The sequence below is a fragment of the Candidatus Paceibacterota bacterium genome, from assembly GCA_035404205.1.
Classification (GTDB): domain Bacteria; phylum Patescibacteriota; class Minisyncoccia; order UBA6257; family JAVHQB01; genus JAVHQB01.
Map to the genome: position 1 here is coordinate 23,050 of DAONGQ010000001.1, position 20,942 is coordinate 43,991.

Annotated in this window: 20 protein-coding genes; 1 reads left to right on the forward strand and 19 read right to left on the reverse strand. The window is 35.1% G+C overall.

The features are described 5' to 3' along the window. The 19 genes from PK547_00090 to PK547_00180 all read right to left on the reverse strand — a co-directional run. On the reverse strand, window positions 1–2,455 hold a 2,455-nt coding region (locus tag PK547_00090; GenBank protein HPR91132.1), incomplete at its 3' end, for a fibronectin type III domain-containing protein. Window positions 2,456–2,632: 177 nt separating this feature from the next. Beyond that, window positions 2,633–3,886 carry a type II secretion system F family protein gene (locus PK547_00095; GenBank protein ID HPR91133.1) on the reverse strand — a complete coding sequence of 418 codons (1,254 nt, stop codon included), beginning with the start codon at window positions 3,884–3,886 and terminating at the stop codon, window positions 2,633–2,635. A 137-nt stretch (window positions 3,887–4,023) separates the two neighbouring features. Continuing rightward, complete coding sequence (locus tag PK547_00100) at window positions 4,024–4,431, reverse strand: hypothetical protein (GenBank protein ID HPR91134.1); 408 nt, start codon at window positions 4,429–4,431, stop codon at window positions 4,024–4,026. Window positions 4,432–4,436: 5 nt separating this feature from the next. Then, the gene (locus PK547_00105; protein HPR91135.1) at window positions 4,437–4,913 is read right to left on the reverse strand and encodes a hypothetical protein; all 477 of its coding nucleotides are present in this window, start codon (window positions 4,911–4,913) and stop codon (window positions 4,437–4,439) included. 76 nt (window positions 4,914–4,989) lie between these two features. After that, complete coding sequence (locus tag PK547_00110; GenBank protein ID HPR91136.1) at window positions 4,990–6,111, reverse strand: hypothetical protein; 1,122 nt, start codon at window positions 6,109–6,111, stop codon at window positions 4,990–4,992. 62 nt (window positions 6,112–6,173) lie between these two features. Beyond that, on the reverse strand, window positions 6,174–7,097 hold the full coding sequence (locus PK547_00115; protein HPR91137.1) for a radical SAM protein: 924 nt from the start codon (window positions 7,095–7,097) through the stop codon (window positions 6,174–6,176). Window positions 7,098–7,099: 2 nt separating this feature from the next. After that, on the reverse strand, window positions 7,100–7,336 hold the full coding sequence (locus tag PK547_00120; GenBank protein ID HPR91138.1) for a hypothetical protein: 237 nt from the start codon (window positions 7,334–7,336) through the stop codon (window positions 7,100–7,102). 37 nt (window positions 7,337–7,373) lie between these two features. Beyond that, window positions 7,374–8,312 (reverse strand): radical SAM protein, encoded by a 939-nt coding sequence (locus PK547_00125; protein ID HPR91139.1) that lies wholly within the window; start codon window positions 8,310–8,312, stop codon window positions 7,374–7,376. A 6-nt stretch (window positions 8,313–8,318) separates the two neighbouring features. After that, window positions 8,319–9,302, reverse strand: a complete 984-nt coding sequence (locus PK547_00130) for a hypothetical protein (GenBank protein ID HPR91140.1) — start codon at window positions 9,300–9,302, stop codon at window positions 8,319–8,321. A gap of 50 nt (window positions 9,303–9,352) precedes the next feature. Beyond that, entirely contained in the window at window positions 9,353–10,336 is a 984-nt protein-coding gene (locus PK547_00135; GenBank protein ID HPR91141.1) for a hypothetical protein, read from the reverse strand. A gap of 126 nt (window positions 10,337–10,462) precedes the next feature. After that, a complete protein-coding gene (locus tag PK547_00140; protein ID HPR91142.1) occupies window positions 10,463–11,683 on the reverse strand; it encodes a radical SAM protein in 1,221 nt (406 codons plus the stop codon). Window positions 11,684–11,685: 2 nt separating this feature from the next. Beyond that, complete coding sequence (locus PK547_00145) at window positions 11,686–12,708, reverse strand: radical SAM protein (protein ID HPR91143.1); 1,023 nt, start codon at window positions 12,706–12,708, stop codon at window positions 11,686–11,688. A 40-nt stretch (window positions 12,709–12,748) separates the two neighbouring features. Beyond that, entirely contained in the window at window positions 12,749–13,660 is a 912-nt protein-coding gene (locus PK547_00150) for a hypothetical protein (GenBank protein ID HPR91144.1), read from the reverse strand. After that, window positions 13,657–14,511 carry a radical SAM protein gene (locus tag PK547_00155; GenBank protein ID HPR91145.1) on the reverse strand — a complete coding sequence of 285 codons (855 nt, stop codon included), beginning with the start codon at window positions 14,509–14,511 and terminating at the stop codon, window positions 13,657–13,659. The genes PK547_00150 and PK547_00155 overlap by 4 nt, the downstream gene beginning before the upstream one ends. Before the next feature lie 16 nt (window positions 14,512–14,527). Next, the gene (locus PK547_00160) at window positions 14,528–16,267 is read right to left on the reverse strand and encodes a glycosyltransferase family 39 protein (protein HPR91146.1); all 1,740 of its coding nucleotides are present in this window, start codon (window positions 16,265–16,267) and stop codon (window positions 14,528–14,530) included. Window position 16,268: 1 nt separating this feature from the next. After that, the gene (locus PK547_00165; GenBank protein HPR91147.1) at window positions 16,269–17,183 is read right to left on the reverse strand and encodes a radical SAM protein; all 915 of its coding nucleotides are present in this window, start codon (window positions 17,181–17,183) and stop codon (window positions 16,269–16,271) included. A 110-nt stretch (window positions 17,184–17,293) separates the two neighbouring features. Next, window positions 17,294–18,280, reverse strand: a complete 987-nt coding sequence (locus PK547_00170; GenBank protein ID HPR91148.1) for a radical SAM protein — start codon at window positions 18,278–18,280, stop codon at window positions 17,294–17,296. A gap of 2 nt (window positions 18,281–18,282) precedes the next feature. Beyond that, window positions 18,283–19,182, reverse strand: a complete 900-nt coding sequence (locus PK547_00175; protein HPR91149.1) for a radical SAM protein — start codon at window positions 19,180–19,182, stop codon at window positions 18,283–18,285. Window positions 19,183–19,228: 46 nt separating this feature from the next. After that, window positions 19,229–20,089 carry a radical SAM protein gene (locus PK547_00180; protein ID HPR91150.1) on the reverse strand — a complete coding sequence of 287 codons (861 nt, stop codon included), beginning with the start codon at window positions 20,087–20,089 and terminating at the stop codon, window positions 19,229–19,231. Window positions 20,090–20,175: 86 nt separating this feature from the next. Here PK547_00180 and PK547_00185 point away from each other — a divergent pair, with 86 nt between their 5' ends. Continuing rightward, on the forward strand, window positions 20,176–20,922 hold the full coding sequence (locus tag PK547_00185) for a hypothetical protein (GenBank protein HPR91151.1): 747 nt from the start codon (window positions 20,176–20,178) through the stop codon (window positions 20,920–20,922). Window positions 20,923–20,942 lie beyond the last annotated feature (20 nt).

A 20,942-nucleotide genomic window follows, 5' to 3' on the forward strand; every position in this document is an offset into this window, starting at 1 on the left:
TGCCATTGGTTAATCCGGTGTGAGTATAGGTAATGGCAGTACCAGAATAAATTACGGTGCCAGAAGAACAATTTGCAGGAGCAGTAGCGCCTGTAGCAAAGACAACCTTGTAAGGTGTAGTAGTATTAAGGCCAGAACCAGCATCTGTAGCAGCCGTCCAATTTAGAACTACCTGTGAAGCTCCGCCAGTAGCAGTTAAAGTAGGGTTAGTCGGCAACTGTGAATCTTGTCTTACTGGTTTAGAATAAATATTTCCAGCGTTGCCAATGTTATCCCAAGAAGCATAACGCACATACTGAGTACAGACAGTGCCTGCCCCACAGGTAACAGAAGTGGAGGTCCCTATTGTACCTGAAGCTGGTACACAAGTATTAGCTGTATCCACACAATACTTAGTAGTAGCGACCCCTGAACCAGCGGTAAATAATTTTACATTATCTATCCATAAAGTTCCTTCCGAACCATACTGCCCATAAATGTATAAAGAAATTCCTTTGCTTACATCTATATCGCCTACAAGAGTAAAAGTGTAAGTCTTGGTTTCCCATATATTAATAGCAGAGAAAGTCTGCTGTGGTTGACCGCTAAGAAAACTAGTAGTACCACCTAGATTGGTATAATACAATCCAAAGGAAACTGGTTTTCCAGTAGCATCAACTTTACCGTCCATTGTAACCGTGATTTGCGTACCCGCGCTCCAATTACGACTAGCCGCTGTGCCTAAACTATAGGATGTCCCTAGCCAGCGATGGCAAAATCCATATGTACAATTCTTATCAATATATTCAAAACAAGGGGTTCCGTCTATACCAGCAGTAGGATTTATATGAGCGTGGTAGCCTATCGCAGGCGAAGAAACTCCCCCATTATAACCAGAAGCAAATCCAGTAGAAGGAGCATAAGTTAAATTTAGACTCGTATCCCATCCAGGATTGTAACTAGAATTTATATCAGAAAATTGGGCATTGTTTAAATATTGATTATCAACAGAAGTAAGATTTACGACAACAGGAGAAGTAGCCGTCCAATTGTTTGTCCAACTATCAGAAACTGTAGGACCTATGGAGTCTACTGTTTTTGTGGTATAAGTAGGCGTACTAGTTCCCCCGCTAGTAGTAGCTCTCATTCCAATCGATAGACTCGCGCCATTTGTAGCCGTAACATTTTGAATAGCGCAATTAAAATTAGGCAAAGCCCCCGAAACATTGGCCGAAGTCCAAGTTGTTCCGCCGTCAATAGAATATTGGCATCCAGTGATTGTTAACTGGCTTGTAAAAGGAATAGAAATACTAAAAGGCGAACCTATATAATTATTATATATAGTTGCTAATACCGGCGTTCCGGGAATAGGAAGCGCTTGTGGAGTAGCGCTGGCCTCAGATGTTAAAGTCCCTTCTCCTAAAGCGTTTACTGCCGCAATTTTATAATAATAAGTAGTTCCGTTAGTGAGCCCGGTATGAATATAATTGGTAACATTCCCGACACTAATAACATTAGGATAGCTGCCCGTAGTAGTCCCCCAGTGAATTTTATAATTTGTAATAGCGGGACCACCAGTGGTTGTAGGAATAAGCCAGGTTAAAGTATTTTGAGCATCTCCTGCCGCAATAGCAAAAGACCTTGGAGCTGTTGGTGTAGTGGTAGTAGCAAAAGTCCTTGTAGCAGACCACAGAGAACTTCCATTGGCTGGATTATAAGCGTTTACTCTCCAGTAATAGGTCACATACGGCTGTAAACCGGTTACCAGATAGGAAGTGTTAGCGATTGTGCCATCATAGAACAGGGAATTAAAATTAATATCATTGGCCACTTGCAATCTATACTTTTGGGCTCCACTTACGCTCGCCCATGATAATGTTTGAGTGCTCACCATCCCCAAAACTACTCCATCCGAAGGCGAAGATTGCGCAGGGACTCCCAGTAACTGCAAAACGGCGGGGGTGCCTAAGCTAATAAGACCGTCTTTTTTAACATAGATACTAACCGTATTGCTTCCCCCATCGCTCAAACTGATCAAATAGTCCGCATTGTCCTTGATTGTTCCTGTAGATTTATTAAAAACAACATCCATCGTTGTGATGCCATTAGGGTCGGGAGAAAGAAAATTAACTCCATTGCCTAAAAATTTCTGATCCGATAAATTATCGCTTCTAGCTGCTACTCCCTTAAAAATAGCATAACTAGAATAATTAGAATTGGCATTGGCTTCAAAATGAACCCCCCAATAATCCCCTTGTTCCTGATTAACTGCCTTAGTCTTTGCCTTCTCCAAACGAGCTACTATTTCTTTAGCGCTTGACTCCAACTGGTCTTTTTTGACGGCATTATAATAAGTTGCCCCACCTAAAGTAGCTAAAACCGCCGTAATACCCATCACAATCAAGAGCTCAATTATAGTAAAACCTAACCGCGATGACGCATATTTAGAGCCCAATGGTTTTGACCTAGTTTTCATATTCTTTAAAAATACTAAGGATAATAAGTTCCCACAAGTTATTAATTTTATCGGATTGATTAGACAATAGCGCTAGCATTAATTTAAAATTAAAATCTTTTATACTATTAATTAATTAGTAACTCAACACCCGCCTGCTCCTAATTTACAATTTTCATCTCCTAATTAATTTGTTTGCTAGAACTGTCCTACCAATTGATACATAGGAACAATAATGGACAAAGCCAGAACGCCAACAATCAATCCTATAAATACCAAAAGAACTGGTTCTATAAAAGAAACCAGCATTTTTAAAGATGATTCTGCTTCGGTTTTATAGAAATTAGCTAAAGTCTCTAGAATATCGCCAGTATGCCCAGCCTTTTCGCCTACGGCAATTAAATTAGACAGGACTCCACCAAAAACCCCTTCTTGCTTGAAAGCATCGCCTATAGACAGGCCTTTGGTGCTTATATTCCTGCTAATATTTAATAAAGCTTCGGTATATTTTTCGTAACCAGTAGCCTTGGCTGTAATTTCTAATGCTCGAATGATTGGCATCCCAGATTTAATTAAACTGGAAAGCACGGAAGTGAATCTTTGCAAAGCTAAATTTTCTTGCAAATGCCGAGCCACAGGAATTTTATCTAAGAAGTTACCGAAAGCCTTTTTCCCTTTACTGGTTTTAGAAAAATATAAGAAGAGACCAACTGGAATTATAATAAACAAGGGTAAGCAAATATATGCGTATTGATTTAAAAAGTTGGAAGCCCCTAATACAATTCTCGTATAGGTTGGAATTTTAGCCGTGGTGTTTTCAAATACTTTACCTATTTTGGGCAAAATGAACATGGCCATAAAAATTGTGACCGCCGCGGCGCCAATAATAAGGATAATAGGGTAAGTTAGGGCTGATTTTACCTTGGATACCAATTCAGATTCCCCTTCCAAATCTACAGAGATTTTCGCCAGGGTTTGGCTCAATTGGCCGGAAGATTCCCCCGCCTTAATTAAATTAGTAACCACTAAGCTAAAGTATTCGGGGTGCGCCTCAAAACTAGTATAAAAGGGTTTCCCCTTCTCCAAATTACCCCTTACTTCTAGAAGGAATCTCCTTACTGGACCTTCCGTGGAATCGGTAATTAAGATGTCTATGGCTCTAAATAAATCTGTACCAACCTGTAACATCAAAGAAAGGTATTTCATCAAAAATACCTTATCTTTAAGGCTAATTTTTTCTTTGCCCAAAGAAATATTAAGCCCCTTCCTTTTGACAATCTCCTTTATTGCTATAGGAATCATTCCTTGCGAAGAAATGTAGCCCAAAACAGTAGAAGTGTCTGGAGCCTCATAATCACCCTCCTTAATGTTCTGCTGAGCGTCTATAGCTTTGTAATGAAAAAGCATGGATATTGGTTCATCAAATTTATAAAGTTCATAAAGTAAATCCAAATTACAAAAGTCCGCTTTATAAACTTGATAAACTTTTTAATTGATAAACTTATATCTAATTTTACATCTAAAAAAGCCCCTTAGCAAGGGCTTCTTTAGTGCCTTATATAATTTAAACCTGTTTTTGCAAAATGTTTTTATTGCGCCTCTAAAGTCGTGCTTGTGGTCGGTATGGCATAAGCCGCCGGATTTTCCATTGCCCTGGCCAGTTCGCTATTATTACCAAGCTGATTAATCCAAACAATTTTGTCCCTATTCAAACTTAACTTATCTTCAGCCCCCCAAATAGAATTGGTGAGTTTGGCTAACATGTAAGGGGAAAGGCTGGCTGTTAGCGCATTATAATTTTTTTGCAGAAAATAAACATTAGTTAAATGTAAACTAGGAAAATAGCGCAATTTCCCAAAATATATTTCCCCATTATCCAAGTAAACAGCTGAGTAATGATTACGATTACCCATAGAGACCAATAAATTAACGGATAAAATTATTATGATCCCCGATAAAACAATTGTGATAACTAGGTATTTATTCCCTTTAAACATAAGCCTTAGTTAATAAATTTAATAATCTTTGTAGCCGTTAGTTTTTCCAAATTTAAAATATCGCTACCTGGTTCTTTTGTCCAAATAGCCACTTGGTCACCAGCTTTCAAAGCATTCGGATCTTCTAAATCTGAACTTGTCTTGGTAGAAAGGTCTTGCAATAAAAACGCAGTTTCTTTTGTGGTCAGTATTTCCTTGTCAATCGCTTCTTGCGTTGGGTTTTTAAAAATATGGCTTAGTCTCACACTCACAATCATTTGGAAAGGGTTCGCGCTTATAACTTGCTTCACTTGACCATCTATCAGATAGAGAGGTTGTCCTTGCTCATTTTCCGGTAAACCCATATTATTTGTGGGAGAGGGGCTATTATTTGCGGTCGTAACACTTTTTTTATAGCTTGACCTCTCTCTCACGATAACTAAGCCAGTAGTACCTAACAAAATAATTACTATCAATACGACTAAAATTTTATTTTTTTTCATATTATTGGTTTAAATATTTCAAGAATATTATACCAAAAGGGTTCGCTTTAGTAAAAGTTTTAAGATTTAACTAAAATTAATTTTGCAAATGTAGGCTCTTAAGCACCTGAGATAAAATAGACCCACGGACAATGAGGGCGCCAAGAAAAGCCGCGAACATAAAAGGCGCATAAGGAATTGTTTTATATATATTAAAAGTAACCTCAGGATTTGTTTGGCAAAATGCCTTAATGTTTGCAACCTGCAATTCGCTAAGACCATCTGAACTAGTTATCTCTATACCGGATGTTTGTAGTTTACTTTTTATTTGCGTCACACAGTCAGCTGTTAAAACCATGCCTGGACACAACTGGGTAGGCGTAATGGTAAGGGTCTCGTGTTTCTCTATATAGGAATAGACAAATTGTATTATTAGGTTAAAGAAAACCATAAACAAAATAGAGGGTCTCAAGATAGATAACAACGGATTGGAATGGTGCAAACATAAAATTATTGACCCCAATACACCTAAACCCATCATCACGGGCACAAAATATTTGTTTTTGGAAAAAGGTCTAAAAACTAATAGCTGTAACCCCAAAATTAATAAATACAGATTTAGGGGTTTGGCCATGATGGTCCGCAGGGTTAAGGGTGCCATGGTTTCTAAGCCCTCTAAAAAAACTAAGAAACTGACATATACCAACGGCAGCTTCAGAACTTTCCATATCAACTTTCCTACACTTTTGGCGCTAATTTTTGTAGGCTTAAAAAAATTAAAAATCACAATCCATGCGTTCCTGGAAAATAATTTATGTTTTTTTAACCAATCCGCCAGCAAATGGATTTCCTTAATTAGTATAGTTACCAAAAAAAACAAGCAAATAAGAAAAAAGGTGTCTATCAAAAGTGAAGCTGAAGGAAAAAAAGAAATGTAATCTTTCCCGTAAATTTCCAATGGGACAAGCAAAGCATAAAGCAAAAATAACTTAGCGTCTCCAGCTGCCCATAAATTGAAATACCATAAAATATAACCAAAAATGATGGCTATTGTGGCATTGGCCAGCAATTCTCCTAAATAGGTTAAATTAGTAGATTGCCTAAGAAAACTCCAACCATAAACAAACAAAAATAAATATAATCCCAAGACGTAGACCAATCCGAATAAAATATGGCGATTTTTTATTTTGCCATATTTTATATCGCTATAACTAGCCATACCCCCAACAAGAAACAGGGGCAGGAGAAAAAAAAGACTTAAGATGTGTTGTGGAATTATCATTATAATTGATGCGCTTCTTTTACCGGTCTATACTCAAAATCGCTGGGTCGTACTTTAATGTTTTTTACGGGATGGAACTCTTTTTCTCCTATCAATTTTAAATAGTCACGATGTATTCCCATGCAATATTTTTTTACACGGCAGTTATTGCAAGCTTTTACAAAAGTGACTTCCTCTCCCCTAAGGGTTCGCCAAGCATGTGGCCATAGTGTTGGTAGCAAGGTACAAAGAGGAAAATGATAAAGGCGAAAATCATTGAATGATTTGCTCCATTTTTCAGCTATTTGGTAAACCTTCCAATTAATCTGGTCATAACGTAATCCCACTAACTTGAAATTGTCTTGAGCTTGGCCTTCCATTTCCATAAAAACCAGCACTACATCTCTGATTAGACTAACATCAAACTCTTCGGTCAGGAATTCTAAAATCTTATCTAGATTCTTATAAGTTAATTTAGTAATTATAATTCGAATTTCTAGGAATTGGGAATCATTCTTATATCGCAAAATATTGTGAATCCCTTTTATTGTTTGTTCGAAACTCCCCTTGACCCTCGTGACCGCATCATGTGTTTTGGCGTTATAGCCATGAATGGCAATCTCTAAAACTAAATTATTAGTTCTTAAAACTTTGCGAGTAAAGGCTTCATAATAAAAAAGCCTGCCATTAGATGCCATCGCTATAATATTTTTAGGATATTGCTTGCTAAACCAGTGGAGTATCTCAAAAAAATCTGGATGGATAGTTGGTTCCCCGCCAGTTAAACAAATCGCTTCCCCTCTCTTTAATTTGGTATTGGTCCAGCGATTAATAATATTTTTGCACGAATATTCAGAGCTATTATTTTCGAGTTGATAATCCTTAGGATTAGTACACATCGTGCAATGGTTGTTGCATTGGTTCCAAATGGCAATATCTGGCATAGCTAAGACTCCACTATATTAAAAGTCATAGTATCATGTTCTGCAATTTCATCTATTTCCGCTTCTGTAACATTGTAATATTGGGCTTCATCTTGTAATTTTTTCTCAGCGAGAATCTTAGCTTCGGCCAGAGAAGAGGCTTTTACATAACCCAAAACTTCATAGTGCTCTTCGCTCTGATAGGTAATGATGTATTCTTTCTCGGCAGCTTCTTTATTGGTATTTGTGTTTTTAGTCATATAAATATGATGTTTAAAATATTTTAATAGATAAATTTTATTTCGTAATAGGTTTTAGCTCGGAAGTACCATAGTGTTTTATATAGTCAGGCCAAATCCCCTCACAAATATTATACAACTTACAACCTCGGCATATCTTGGGTTTAATCCTGCCCACTTCTTGTCGTCCCTTGATAGCATTGTCATCATAGAAATCGGGCGCTATGTGTTCACTATTGCTGTAAATTTGTATCTCCAGAAGCTCGCTAATCTGATTTAAATAATCTTGGAAATAACACAGGGGAACATAACGAATATGCCAATGGGGTATTTTATATTTTTTCCCAATATCTAAACATTTATGCACATAGGGGGCTATAACAGAAATCTTGGGCACTAATTTAGCAAATTGGTCATGCGCTCCACCATAGGTGGGGTCAACAAATATAAATTCCGCGTTTTTCAGGCCCAATTTTCTTATATACTCGCCTATTTGTGGCAAATATTTATAATTTTGTTTAACTATAGTGGTATTGGTTCCTAAACTAATTTTCAGTCCAGATTTTTTTATAATTTTTTGGACATTTCTCACTCCTTGCGTTAATTGTTTAAAACTTCCTGGCGTATCTGTAAGCACATCGTGTAATTTGGCAGTATGCCCATGGATGGAAAAAACAATACTATTGAGACCTGCTTGAATGATAGCTTCGGCAAATTCGGGATAAGCGAGCATTCTACCATTGGTAGCTATCATAATCGTTTCAAATCCCAAACTTTTGGCGAATCTAATGATGTTTAAAATATCTGGCCTGATAGTGGTTTCCCCTCCTATTAGCTCTAAATAAGTACTCCCCCTTTCCTTGGCTGAAATCATTTCGCGTTTAAGTGAATTGTAGGGAATGGCTGGAATTTTTCTTTTGTCATAATTAATGCAAAAAATGCATTTATTATTGCATGTGTAGCCTACGAAAATAACTGTTTTCTTTATCTTTTCCATTTGATTTTATCTATCTGGTTTTACTAAAACTGGCACATACTTATTCTCTTTTTTAGTTTCAAAAAGCTTTTTCTTATTAAAATAAATTGTCAATAAATTATCTGTGACGACAAGTTTGTTCCCCTTGGAAAGAATTTCTGCAATATCTCTCCATTGGTTAATAAGCTTTTTGTCTACTTTTTGATAATAAGTATCTGAATAAATCTTCGATTCAATTTTATTGTATTTAATTTCTCCTGTTCCCATGGTGTATCGTTTGAACGACCCCCAAAGGAAAATCTTATCCATAAGAGTCCAGTATAAAGAAGCTGCTTGTTTTTTGCAATCTTTAAATAAGGAGCTTCTTTTTTTATCTATATAATCGAGGCAAGCGAAAATTTCATCAACATAGGTTATACTTTTCTTACAAGTAAGATTGCAGGGATAATATGGCAAAAGAGACACGGTAAAAACATTTAAATGCCAGTCAAAATGTTTAGAGCGTTTTAAAGATTCTATGGCTGGATTTTTAAACCCAAAATTGTTGGGATTTCCTTGCACATTTTGCAAATAATTTCCAAATCGCAAACAACATTCTGGGTACCCCATCAATTTACCAAATTTGTAGCCATATCTGCCATCAATCATTTTAGCGTGATAATAATCTGCGCCTTTACGAGCCCTGTCCATAGTCGGAGCCAATGCCAAGATTATGTCTCCTTCACGGGAATCGCTAAGAGGTATTTCTTGAAAAATCCCTAGAGGACTGTTTACTATGTATTTGCACTTAGAGGTAGCCAAATATAAGTCAATTTGTCTAGCATAATCTTTAATTTTGTTTATATTTTTCTCAAGCTTATGAGTAAAAACCATCTCATCTGACATCGCCGGTTTATAACCTAGAACCGTCATCATTAATTCTATCTCTGAAAAACCAAAAAGCATACATAGCTTACTAATGACCGGATAAGCTTGTTTTAATTTTTGCTGTTGTGATTTAGCTAAAACCATCTATTATTAAAATTTGGGCTCAACATTGTTTTATTTCTCAAATTTGTTCGTTATCTATCTGGTTTTACTAAAACTGGCACATACTTATTAGCTTTATTAATAGTAAGCAAGCATTCTTTATCTTTATAGACACTACATTTTTTATCAGTTACTACCAGCCGATTTCCTTCTTTAAGAAATTTTTCTATTTTATGCCACTCTGTTAGTTTGTTTTCATCGACTTCTTGATAGAAAGTACCGGAAGTAAGCATAGGCTCTATTCTAGTATATTTTACTTCTCCGGTCATTAATCCGGTTCTTTTCAAATCTCCATAAAGCAAAATTCTGTCAGCACAAGTCCAATAAAGAGAAATGGGATTTTTTAAATAATCTTGTAAAAAAGAGCTTTGTGCTTTATCTACATAATCCATGTATAAAAACACCTTCTTAACATAATCTATGCTGCGAGGACAAGTGAAACTGCAAGGATAATGAGGCAAAAGAGACACAGTAAAAACATTTAGATGCCAATCAAAATGTTTTGAACGTTTCAACGATTCTATAGCTGGATTTTTAAATCCAAAATTATTTATGTCGCCATCCAAATTCTGTAAATAATTTCCAAATTGTAAGCAGCATTCAGGATATCCCATCAATTTACCAAATTTGTAACCAAATCTTCCATCAATCATTTTAGCGTGATAATAATCAGCTCCTTTTCTAGCTTTATCTTTAGTTGGGGCTAGGGCTAGAATGATCTTTCCGGGACGTGGATCATTAATAGCAATCTCTTTAAAAATACCTTGAGGGCTGTTTACAATATATTTGTATTTTGAAGTCGCCAATACCAAACCAGCCTTTTTGGCATAATTGGCAATATCTTTAAGATTTTTTTGTAACTTGGTATCCAAAAAAATAGCATCCGCCATCGCCGGTTTGCTACCCATTACCGTCATTAAAATTTCTGCTCCAGATAGATGAGATAACTCAACTATTTTTTGAACATTCGGATAGACTTTATCTAACATTCGTTTTTGAGTTGAGGTCAAAACCATTTTAAAGCATTAACTTTTATCTAAATGCCATCAGCTTAGCATTTTTTATCGATTTAATCTAATTCCCAACAAAAGTTTCCTTATAAAATACGGATGATTTTGCTGGCTATTAAATAGACTTTTTTACTAGGAATAGAGTATCTGCTTGTTCCTATCAATAATTATTACTAAAATTTTATTTTGTCTAGCATCTAAAACCAGACTTTCTAATAGCGTTTGAGTAAACTTGCCAACTTGAATTAAATTAACTTTATGAGGATTCAAGTTTTTTATTATATAATCCAATTCTTTATTATTTTGTAAATTACTTTTTATTTTATTACCCTTAAAATTTAATGCAGTTACAGGACGAATACCATCAAAATTAAATAATTCTATATATTTCTTCCAAAAACCCTGACATACATTATTAAAAATACATTTTCGACACAATTTATCTTTATTTTTATATAATTGTTGAAACTCATCACCCGCCATTTCAAAATCGTGATAAGCTTTATTTCCGATGACGCCAAAAGTTTTTTCTTCGCTAGAATTAAGACTAGAAATTACCGCTTCTTCAAATCCTGGAATGGCACACAAAGGAAATTGCCCACAGCTAGCAATGATTATTTTGTAACCTTTCTTTTCAAAAAATCGTAACGTTTTTATTAGATGCGGCCTAAGATCACTAATCTTGGGAAAGAGCCAATCATTATCAACGGCATTTCCCTGTGGAAAAGGATAGGCTAAATTTATAATTTTAATTTTAGGGAAGTTGGTAGATAGAAATCGCGCAAATGCGTACAAATTTTTATAGTTCTTGGTGGTAATTACTTGATAGATAGTTAAAGAACGCCCGTGAGCAATAATATTCTTGATTCCATTAATTGTTCTATTAAATGAATTCGGCAAACGAGTTAACTGCTCAGAAATATTTTCTTTATGTGAGTGCAAGGAAACGCTAAAATTTAAAATATTTCTAAAATCAGCTTTTAATAAATCGTTAAAATATTTTTTATCGCTTAAGCGTACACCATTCGTAATAATGCAGATACTTTGAATACCTTTAAATTTTTCGGCATAGCGAATTATTTTGGGGAGGTCATCTCTTAGTGTTGGTTCCCCACCAGTAAAAACAATCCCTTCCCCCCCATTTTTAACAAAATCAGAAATGGTTTTTTGCGCTTTTGTGATATTCATGGACCCAAAAACACCGTTATTTTGTCCCTTGACGACACAAAAAACACAATCTTCATTACACTTCTCATCCGGGTTTATATAAATTACTGTCGGACTCCTCCTTTCTTTGTGGACAGATAATTCGACTTTTTTGTTTTTAGTTATTTTTTGAATAAACTTATCCATGTTTATTGGCCAAATTTTTTAAGAAGCTTCTGTGGATTATCTTTCCGTGGTTTAAAATCCTTAACACCATATAATTCTTTCATTCTTGGATAAAAACCTGCGCAGATTTCATTTACACTGCACCTTTGACATTGAGGTGCTTTTATAGCCCTAGCCGAATCTAACTCAGAAAAATTTAGGTCTCTTTTGCCGGTTAGATAATCATCGGTTATTTTTGTATTTTTGATTTTGAAAGTGGTAGAAATAGTGTGAGTTTCAAATCCTTGCATGATGCAAAGGGGCACAACTTCTGATACATCAAAGGGAATATTGTAATCAACGCATTTCCTCATAGCCTTTTGTAAATAAGGCTTGATATCGCTTAAGCGTGGTATTATCCATTGGTTTTCCCACGCCCAACCATCGGGAACAACTATACTTAAATTAAGAGTTAATTTTTTGATATGCAAATCATGAACAAAATCAATAAACCCCGGTATATCCTGATAATTTAACTGATTAACTACATGGATGATGTGTATATCAAAGCCAACTTTATTAGCAAATTTAATGTTTTGAATAATACTTTCATACCCGAAATCTACACCTCTTAATTGATTGCTAATATTTTTTTTATGGCTGTGACAAGCAAAATTAATAATATCTAATCCAGCTTTTTTGAGATCTTTTAATTTATTCAAGGACAACAAGGTCCCGTTAGTTTGGATTTCAACAATAAAATGACATCCTTTAGCATAATGAATAACTTCTAAGAGGTGTAAATACAGCAGTGGTTCGCCTCCTGTAAAAATAATCCTTTTACAGGTTGGATCATTCGCTAATATGCTAATTTTCTTTTTTATTTTTACTAAGCTGGTCTGGAAAGAATTATTATAAGAATTCTTTGGGGGACGATTGCAAAAAATGCATTTTTGATTGCAATTAGAGTTTGTTTGAATATAAATCGATGTTTCTCCTTGTAAATTAGACACTGGTTTTGTGTTCAAATTTAAAACAGTTTTTTTAATTAATGTTTTTGCGGTCATATATTAATGAAGGTCAATAGAATTGAGTATGGCAATTCGTTTATTTTTCTCCGAAATCCAATATAAACCCATCCATAATATTCTGTTTTTTATAAACAAATAGAGACCTATCATCTTTAAAAATTTCTACTTGTTTATCATTAGCCGTAAGTTTGTTGCCGCTTTTCAAGGCTTTAAATATTGGTTTATCTAGGAGAAAGAATGGTAGAGATATTTTTTGATAATATACAGCTTTATTTTTAACACGACCATCTAAAACTGCTAATTTAAAGAGGTCAAAGAATAGAATTGGTTTAGATAAGGTCGCTTTTACCACCCGCTCTATATCTGGAGTATATCGTTTCATTAAAAAGTCTATTTCTTTACCCATTTTAATGCTTTCTTGGCAATCATAACGACACGGAACGTGAGAAATAAACTGAAAATAATGAAATGGGATGGAAAGACGCATGTTCAGTGGACCACATTTTTCAAAATCCTTAACTTCATTGTCCCCGACTCTTGACGAAAAGTTAAGCAAATTATTAGCAAAGGGGCTACATTTATAGGCAGTTTTATAAGCCTCATAGGTCACGAGAGGCGCATTGTGTTGTTGATCTGCATGAATATACTTTACCCAACTTTCAGTGCAACACTTAGGGTATCCAAGCAATTTGCCCATTACATCAGGGGTATCTCCTTTGCCGCAAAATGCATTTAATGTCCTTTGTGCCAAAAGTTTGTTGTACGATATTGAAGATATTTCTATCCGTCTGTGCCAAAGTGTTTGCTCACCAGAAACAATATATAAATTAGGAAAATTACTTCGGATCAATTGAATATCCTCTTCTGAAATGCCGCAATTAATTACCGGCTTGATTCCGGCCATTAGGGCAAGAAATTCTTGCAAAACAATGTGAGTTTTAGGAATTATAATTGCCGCTTTTTTTAACTGTGAATCTACGGTTGTCATAATTTGAATTCTTTATTACCATAAAGTTGAAGATAACTATCCAATATACCATCGCAAGATTGTTTGTAGGGGCATTTGGCACATAAAGGAATTCTTACTTTTCTATTATTCTTTTCTAAACATGGAAAAAAATATTGTCGAGCCTCTACTGGTAAACTACAGGGAGGGAATTCCACCAAAAGAATTTTTAGGTCTTTTTTATCCAAATAGCCACCATTTTTTATAGTATCAAAAACATATGCCCCAGCTTTTAACATGGGTAAAATGATTTTTTTACTAGACGATCGATAGCTTAAAGGCGCAATATTTAAAATATTTATTTCTTTTACTCCTAACCCAGTTAACAGTTTTAAACTAGCCCCCAAACTTTTATAATTTAATTTGTTCACAGGTAGGTTAACCAGTATGCTTACGTCTGGTTTTTTGTACTTCAGCACATTTTTTATCCCAGCTATTGTTTGACCATAAGCCCCTACGACCTTTACTTGAAAATCGTGTACAGCCGGTGTAGCTCCACTCAAAGAAATACCTATTTGGTTTACTCCCGTATTAAGGACGGCTTTAGCGAAAGACGGTTGGCTTAAAAGCCTTCCGTTGGTAGTAAAACCAACTTGGTGAAATTTAAGCTTTTCTACTAGCTTAAGAATTTCCAAAAAATCTGGACGAATGGTTGGTTCTCTTCCCATGATGTTGATAAAATCATAATGCCGTCTAATTAGTTGTGCTTCTTTTTCTATTTCTTCTAAGCTTTTCTGCTTCAACGTTTTTAGATATTCATCAGCCTCACTACAAAATATGCAATTGTTGTTGCAGTAATAACCAACGTATAAATAAGGACTCGAGTCTAGCATATTCTTAATTTGATATTTATTCTGTCGTACCATTAATTATCTTATTTCTCAACACAAGCAGTTGAATCATGTAACTTTCATTTGGAAGATAAAGTTCCTTTTCGATTCGTGACCTTTTCTGGACCACTAATTGGCAAATATTTTTAAATATATTGTTATTATCACAATCAAAAGATTTTAGAAAATATACCTTCGGTTCGTTTTTAATATCACTTGAGTTTAAAATAGTATCCGCTGATAACTGCGCATTTGTCAATTGGGTATTGCTGTTAATAAAATCGGTAACGCTTATTGCTTTATACCCCAAACACAATAAAATATTTCTATCTGTATTGGATAAAGTAACAATAAGGGATTGCTTGTCAGTGAATCCTGATAAGAGTCTACTATCAATGGCATAAGAATTAAACCATGAGGGAAATGAGGTGATTTCACTTCGGTAATTATTCAGGCTGCATATACAAATACACATCTGGAATGTTAATAAATAAATAATTAAACCCTTGCTTAAAAACTTTATTATTGCCTGTTTCTGCTGCCCCATTGCCCAAAACCAATATAAGCAATATCCTGCATAAATAACCAGAAACCCATAAGCAGATATAGCGTGTCTAGCCTCATACCAGCCACAATCAAAACAATAACCAAGCGCCAGGGAGGCAAAAAAGATTATGGGTAAAAAAAATTGTAATTTCTTGTGTGTGTAATCTCCGGAAATCAAAAATATACCAATAATGGCCAGTAGTACCGGTAAAATAAGATCATTTTGACTCCAAAATTTAACAAAAACCGGTAAATCACCTAAAAAATAGCTTAGGCTAATCCTCGTATTAACCAAAGGTTTTAAAAGCTTATTTACTAAAAGTACAAAAGAATTATTGGCATAGACATCATTCGTTGTTTGAGAGGGAAAACCACACCAACCAGGATTTCTTGAAAAGGAAATCTTAAACAAATTCGCTTTTATTATTGGTGGAATTAGTAGCATTACTGCGATAATAGAAAACAAAACTATTTGTTTTTTAGAAAAATTTTTCCATTCTTTAACGATACAGAATATAATCAGATAGATAAGATAATAAAAGAAATACTCCATTTTGGTCTGGTTAAGAACCATCAGTGAGCTTAAAGCAAGAAGATGTAGAGATAGTTCGTGATATTTAAAAGCCAAAAGGATTGTTAACAAACACAAAAGAGATAAAAAATGTACTAAAGTTGGTAAACCGAATAATACACCAGTGTAACGATATGACCAAGGGGTTAGTATGTAAATAATCACACTAAAAAGGCCAGCTGTATCATTGTCAAATAAAGTTCGGGAGCAACCAAAAATAAGCCATAAGCTTAAACTTCCCAAGAGAATGTTAAAAATCCTTATTGCTGGATAATTAAAATTGCTTACTTTCAAGAGGCCTGCCATTATTATAGGAAATACTATACCTGTATGCTCATTAGAATAAGTTACTTTGTTGCCCCCCAATATAGTTTTTGCCCGATAGATAGATCCCCACTCTTCGTCGGCGGCTCTAAAAGAATTAAAATTAAGATTAATTACAAAAAAACATAACGTTAAGCAGATTAGAATGATTAAAATTGGTTTCTTAATCTGTTTGCCTAAAAACATGCTTTTTTTAATGATAATTGCTAACCAGCCCATGCCAATAGCAAACATTATTATCATTATCATGAGTTGTAAGCTCCAGGGATAGATAACTGAGGAATGGAAAAAAAGTTTATCTATAATTTGCGTCAGCATATTATTGTCTTATAATCTTGCTTTCGAACGATTTAAAAGCAGTTCCACCATACAGTTGCTTGTAAAGTGTCCAGATCCCACCGCACTCTTTCTCGTAAGCGCAATTTTGACATTGAGCGCCTCTAGTTTTGTGAATATCATAATAAACGCTATCCTCTTTTTGGAAACGTTTGGGGTTATACCCCACCTGATGAATAGCCTCTGCTCTACCTTTGGCTGCGATAATATTCATATTGGATTGATTTAACAGTTTCTCTGGGAATAAACAATAGGCAAAATCAAAAAAATTTACTACTTCGAATTTTTTTAAAGTAGTATAGAGGGAGGCAAAAATTTTCCGTAATTTCTGGGGATTGACTGACAAGATTTTATAATTCGTTAAAGCATAACCATCTGGAATAAGGTCCAGCAATGTCCAGTATTTAGCCCCTAGAGAAACTAAAAATTCCCCTGTTTTTTTAAGGCCATTTATCGTTCTGTTAAACACTGCTGTATTGATAGTAGTTACAATTCCCAAAGATAAAGAATTTTTAATTCCTTGGACTGTTTGTTCAAAACTGCCTGGTACTCGGGTAATGCTGTCATGTACCTTAGATTCTCCTGAATATAAAGTTATAGTTACTCTGTTTAAGCCATTCTTTTTTAAGGACTTCAGATATTGAAGTGAACTTAAAGCCCTACCATTAGTACTAAGAGCTATTTCTCTATAACCAAGTTTTGTGGCTTCACTTACTAGCTCCAAGAGGTCTTCTCTTATGGTAGGTTCTCCCCCAGTAAACTCTGCCCGTTCAAATTTGAGCCTCTGCCCTTCTTTTAAATCTTTTAAAATGTCTATTCTACTTCTTGGAGTAAAATGTACACCCTTTGGTCTAACACTGCACATAACACAATTATTATTGCAACTGAAGCCCGTCATTATCAGAAAGACTTGATTGTTTGAGAATGTATGATCAGAGTAATTCTTTACCATATGTTAAAATTAATATTTAAACCGCTAGGGGTAAGAATAGTAATATACAAATAAGACTATTTTAAACAGTTGTGTTTGTTTGCTAATTGTTTAATTTCTTTATCTCCAAACAAAGAAAGATAGTCTTCCCATACACCAGCGCATTTTTTAGAGAATATGCAGGTTTGGCATATCTTTATCTTCTCTTGGCCAATAGCATTCGTATCGGTGTTACGTACACTTTTCTTCCGTCTCTCTTTGCCATACCTTATGGGTTTTTCCACCCCTAGTTTTTGTTGTGCGGTGACAAAGCTAACACGAGGTGACATTGCCAATATAGCAGGAGTAAAAAGGCAGGGAGAAAAGGCATAAAAAATAACTGTTTGGAATTTATTCAATAGGGGCTGTAAACTTTCTAGGGTCATAGCTAGATCGATTCTTTTAACACACAAGTCTTTATAATTACCGGTATTTTTGTTTGGAAGCAGGTCGGTAAGGGCCCAGATAGACACACCCAAAGAATGAATAAAATTTCCTATTTTAAATAAATACCGATAGTTTAACCCTAAAACAACTGTGACCACACTTACGGTTAATTGCTTATAGGCTAGAGCATTTTTGATTCCGGTTATAGTTTGTGAAAAAGCGCCAGGGTCACGAGAAATGGCTTCGTAAAGTTTTTTATTATGAGCATGTAGGGAGAATGTAATATTTGTCAAACCAGCCTGCACAAGTTTCTGACAAAATATTTTGTCGCTCAATAGTACTCCATTAGTGCTTATGCCTATATTTTCATATCCCAAATTCTTGGCTTGTTGTACCAGGTAGCAAAGGTCTGGCCTTATCGTTGGTTCACCGCCAGTAAATTCCATTCTCGTATAGCCTGCTTTTCTTCCCTTGATTAAATCTCTTATTATTTGTTTTTTGCTGCCATCCATCAAATTTTGATTTGAAGAGCGAACAGAACACATAATGCAATTGCTATTGCAGGACAATCCGGCAATTATCAAAAAAACTTGTTCATTGGGAACTTTTTGCTTTTTAATTTCTTTTTTTACTATCATTTCTATTTTATTGGTTTAAACTCTTCCCAGCCGAAAAGGGCTGGATATTCACACCAGGGCCCCTCACAGATCTTATTCTGAGAGCAATTTTTACATTGTGGCCCCTTAGCCTTGCCGCTATTCTTTCTATACGCTCCATAATCAGCCAATTCTATTTTATCGTCAATTACACTAGTAAAGGGGATATATTGCTCAGAAATATATTTTTCATAATTTTTCATGAAACAATAAGGAACAGCCTCTACCATTACCTTAGCTCCTGCTTTTGACCCTATATCAATGCCTTTTTTAATGTAGGACATTACTTTGTTGTAACGGGGGACAATTTTATTTACCAACTTTGGGTCACGCATAATAATACTGTTAATATGCATAAAGGCAAATTGGAACTGATCGACTTTAAGTTTTATTAAGAGCTTGGCTAATTGAGGCAAATCTTGGTAATTCATAGCGGTCACAACACTATTGGTGAGGACATATTGATTTAGTGCTTTCAAATTTTTGATACCAGTAGTTACTTCCAAAAAACTCCCGGGAGCCTGTGTTAAGCCTTCATGAATTCCCTTACAGGAACCATGTACGGCGAGAGCGAATTCATTGGCCCCCGCTTTCACGATGTCTTTACAATATTTTTTATAATAAAACATTCTTCCATTACTTTGGATTTGAATCACTTTATAACCGAATTCTTTAGCATAAGAAACCCAATTAATTAGCTCAGGTCTCACAGTGGGCTCACCGCCTGTAAAAACCACCCCCTCATGGTTTTTGCGCATACGCTTTAAAATTGTTTTTATTTCATTGTCTGTTTTGTTGGGGCAACTAAATCTTTTATCGCCCTGAATGCAGAAAAAACAACGATTATTACACTGAAAACCTACTTTTAGGTCTAATCTGTTCATGCTTTATATAATTAATACATTGATTTTTGTCATCAGAAACAGTACATCACTTATAATTTGGGGCGAAAACAAAAGGATAAAATTTTATGTACTTCTTCCAAACTCTAGGACAATTTTTTGCATACAAGCAATCCTGGCACTCCCTAGCAAAATATTTATCCCGATATAGTTGGTCGAAAGAATTGAGATCGGTCTTGATATGATATTCTACCGTTTTATTTTTATATTTACCCAATATGCAAAAGGGATAGAAAGTAAGTGAAACTTTTATCCCTAGGTTATTTGCATAATCGATAGCCTGCTTAATAAATGGAAGCGTGTCTTCTATCCTTGGGATGAGATAACTATGTTTTAAAGCACGACCTTTTGGAATAATGAACAAAAAAATAGTTTCTTGGATATGCAATCGATTAAGTAGGCCAATATATTCTTTAAGGTATAAAAAATTTGACGAACAAACCACTAAATTACAAATAACCCTAACCCCTAATTTATTCAAGTTTTGGATTGCCTTTAAGGCTCTGCCAAACCCACCCCTCTCACTTACTAGTTTATCATGAATTTCAGCAGATGGACCATGCAGAGAGAGGTAAATTGTAATATTTTCTTTCTGCCTTGCCAAGCTTTTTCTAGCTAAGTGATAATGGCTAAAACCAGTACCATTTGTTTTTATGGCAATCTTTTTGAAACCCAAAAGGAAACTTTCTTCTATGAGTTCCGGGAAATATGGCGCAATTGTAGGCTCGCCCCCATCTATACCTAAGAAAATCGCCTCTTGTCTCCTTGCCCTCTGGAGTTTTTCCCGCGCTTCTTTAAACGAGAGCATATATCCTTTTCCTCCATTAACCAAACAAAACCCACATTTTTGATTACAGGTATTTCCTAGATTCAAATGATAATAATTCATAAAATATTCCTCGAGTTGCTTGCCTATTAAACGGAGCTATTATATCATATAATATGCTATTATTCACTGATTAATATGCGCGAGACATGATGTTAACAATACCTAATTTGCACAAAAAATTATCCAAGCTTTTATGGCTAATACCCATTGTTTTAGCAATTACAACCTTTTTTTTAATCACTAAAACCGAGCTTCCTTTACCATCAATCAAGCTCACCCAAACTCAATATATAAAAACTATAGAGACTTTATCAGGTAAGGATGATTTTTCTCAAGCCTATAAAGTCGCTCTAAAGTACGAGAAGAAATTTCCTAAGTCCAGTAATAGCGCCTATTATTTAGGTGAAATACTATTCCATTTAGGACAGTACCGGGATTCCATCAATAAGTTGCAATTTGCTCTTAAGGATGATTCCTTGTCAGCGTCTAAAAAATCTAATATCTATTACTTAATTGGTCGAGATTATAACTATCTGCATGATTCTGCCAGCGCAATTGCTTATTTCCAAACAGCTCTTGGTATTGATGCCAATAATTTTTTAGCTTATGATTCCCTGGGAATGGAATTCATGACAAAACGAGAGTACAAGAATGCTCTAGATACTTTTAACACTGAATTGTCAATTATACCAGATAACCTTACCAACCCATTAGCGACCTCCCCTTACTATAATTTAGCTGCCATCTATTTAGAACTAGGAGATCATACTAACGCTCAAAAAAACATAAACTTCGCAGAAAAATTATCCGCAGGCTTAACACAACCTGTCCCGACATTATTATTAGCAAAAATAGCCAGCTTAAAGCTAGCTATCGATAAGATGGGACAGTAAATTCGTTTTAACTCTATGCT

Coding starts and splice junctions, on each gene's coding strand:
- PK547_00100 (HPR91134.1), bottom strand. CDS start 4,431: ATGTTTAAAGGGAATAAATACCTAGTTATCACAATTGTTTTATCGGGG.
- PK547_00105 (HPR91135.1), bottom strand. CDS start 4,913: ATGAAAAAAAATAAAATTTTAGTCGTATTGATAGTAATTATTTTGTTA.
- PK547_00110 (HPR91136.1), bottom strand. CDS start 6,111: ATGGCTAGTTATAGCGATATAAAATATGGCAAAATAAAAAATCGCCAT.
- PK547_00115 (HPR91137.1), bottom strand. CDS start 7,097: ATGCCAGATATTGCCATTTGGAACCAATGCAACAACCATTGCACGATG.
- PK547_00120 (HPR91138.1), bottom strand. CDS start 7,336: ATGACTAAAAACACAAATACCAATAAAGAAGCTGCCGAGAAAGAATAC.
- PK547_00125 (HPR91139.1), bottom strand. CDS start 8,312: ATGGAAAAGATAAAGAAAACAGTTATTTTCGTAGGCTACACATGCAAT.
- PK547_00130 (HPR91140.1), bottom strand. CDS start 9,302: ATGGTTTTAGCTAAATCACAACAGCAAAAATTAAAACAAGCTTATCCG.
- PK547_00135 (HPR91141.1), bottom strand. CDS start 10,336: ATGGTTTTGACCTCAACTCAAAAACGAATGTTAGATAAAGTCTATCCG.
- PK547_00140 (HPR91142.1), bottom strand. CDS start 11,683: ATGGATAAGTTTATTCAAAAAATAACTAAAAACAAAAAAGTCGAATTA.
- PK547_00145 (HPR91143.1), bottom strand. CDS start 12,708: ATGACCGCAAAAACATTAATTAAAAAAACTGTTTTAAATTTGAACACA.
- PK547_00150 (HPR91144.1), bottom strand. CDS start 13,660: ATGACAACCGTAGATTCACAGTTAAAAAAAGCGGCAATTATAATTCCT.
- PK547_00155 (HPR91145.1), bottom strand. CDS start 14,511: ATGCTAGACTCGAGTCCTTATTTATACGTTGGTTATTACTGCAACAAC.
- PK547_00160 (HPR91146.1), bottom strand. CDS start 16,267: ATGCTGACGCAAATTATAGATAAACTTTTTTTCCATTCCTCAGTTATC.
- PK547_00165 (HPR91147.1), bottom strand. CDS start 17,183: ATGACGGGCTTCAGTTGCAATAATAATTGTGTTATGTGCAGTGTTAGA.
- PK547_00170 (HPR91148.1), bottom strand. CDS start 18,280: ATGATAGTAAAAAAAGAAATTAAAAAGCAAAAAGTTCCCAATGAACAA.
- PK547_00175 (HPR91149.1), bottom strand. CDS start 19,182: ATGAACAGATTAGACCTAAAAGTAGGTTTTCAGTGTAATAATCGTTGT.
- PK547_00180 (HPR91150.1), bottom strand. CDS start 20,089: ATGAATTATTATCATTTGAATCTAGGAAATACCTGTAATCAAAAATGT.
- PK547_00185 (HPR91151.1), top strand. CDS start 20,176: ATGATGTTAACAATACCTAATTTGCACAAAAAATTATCCAAGCTTTTA.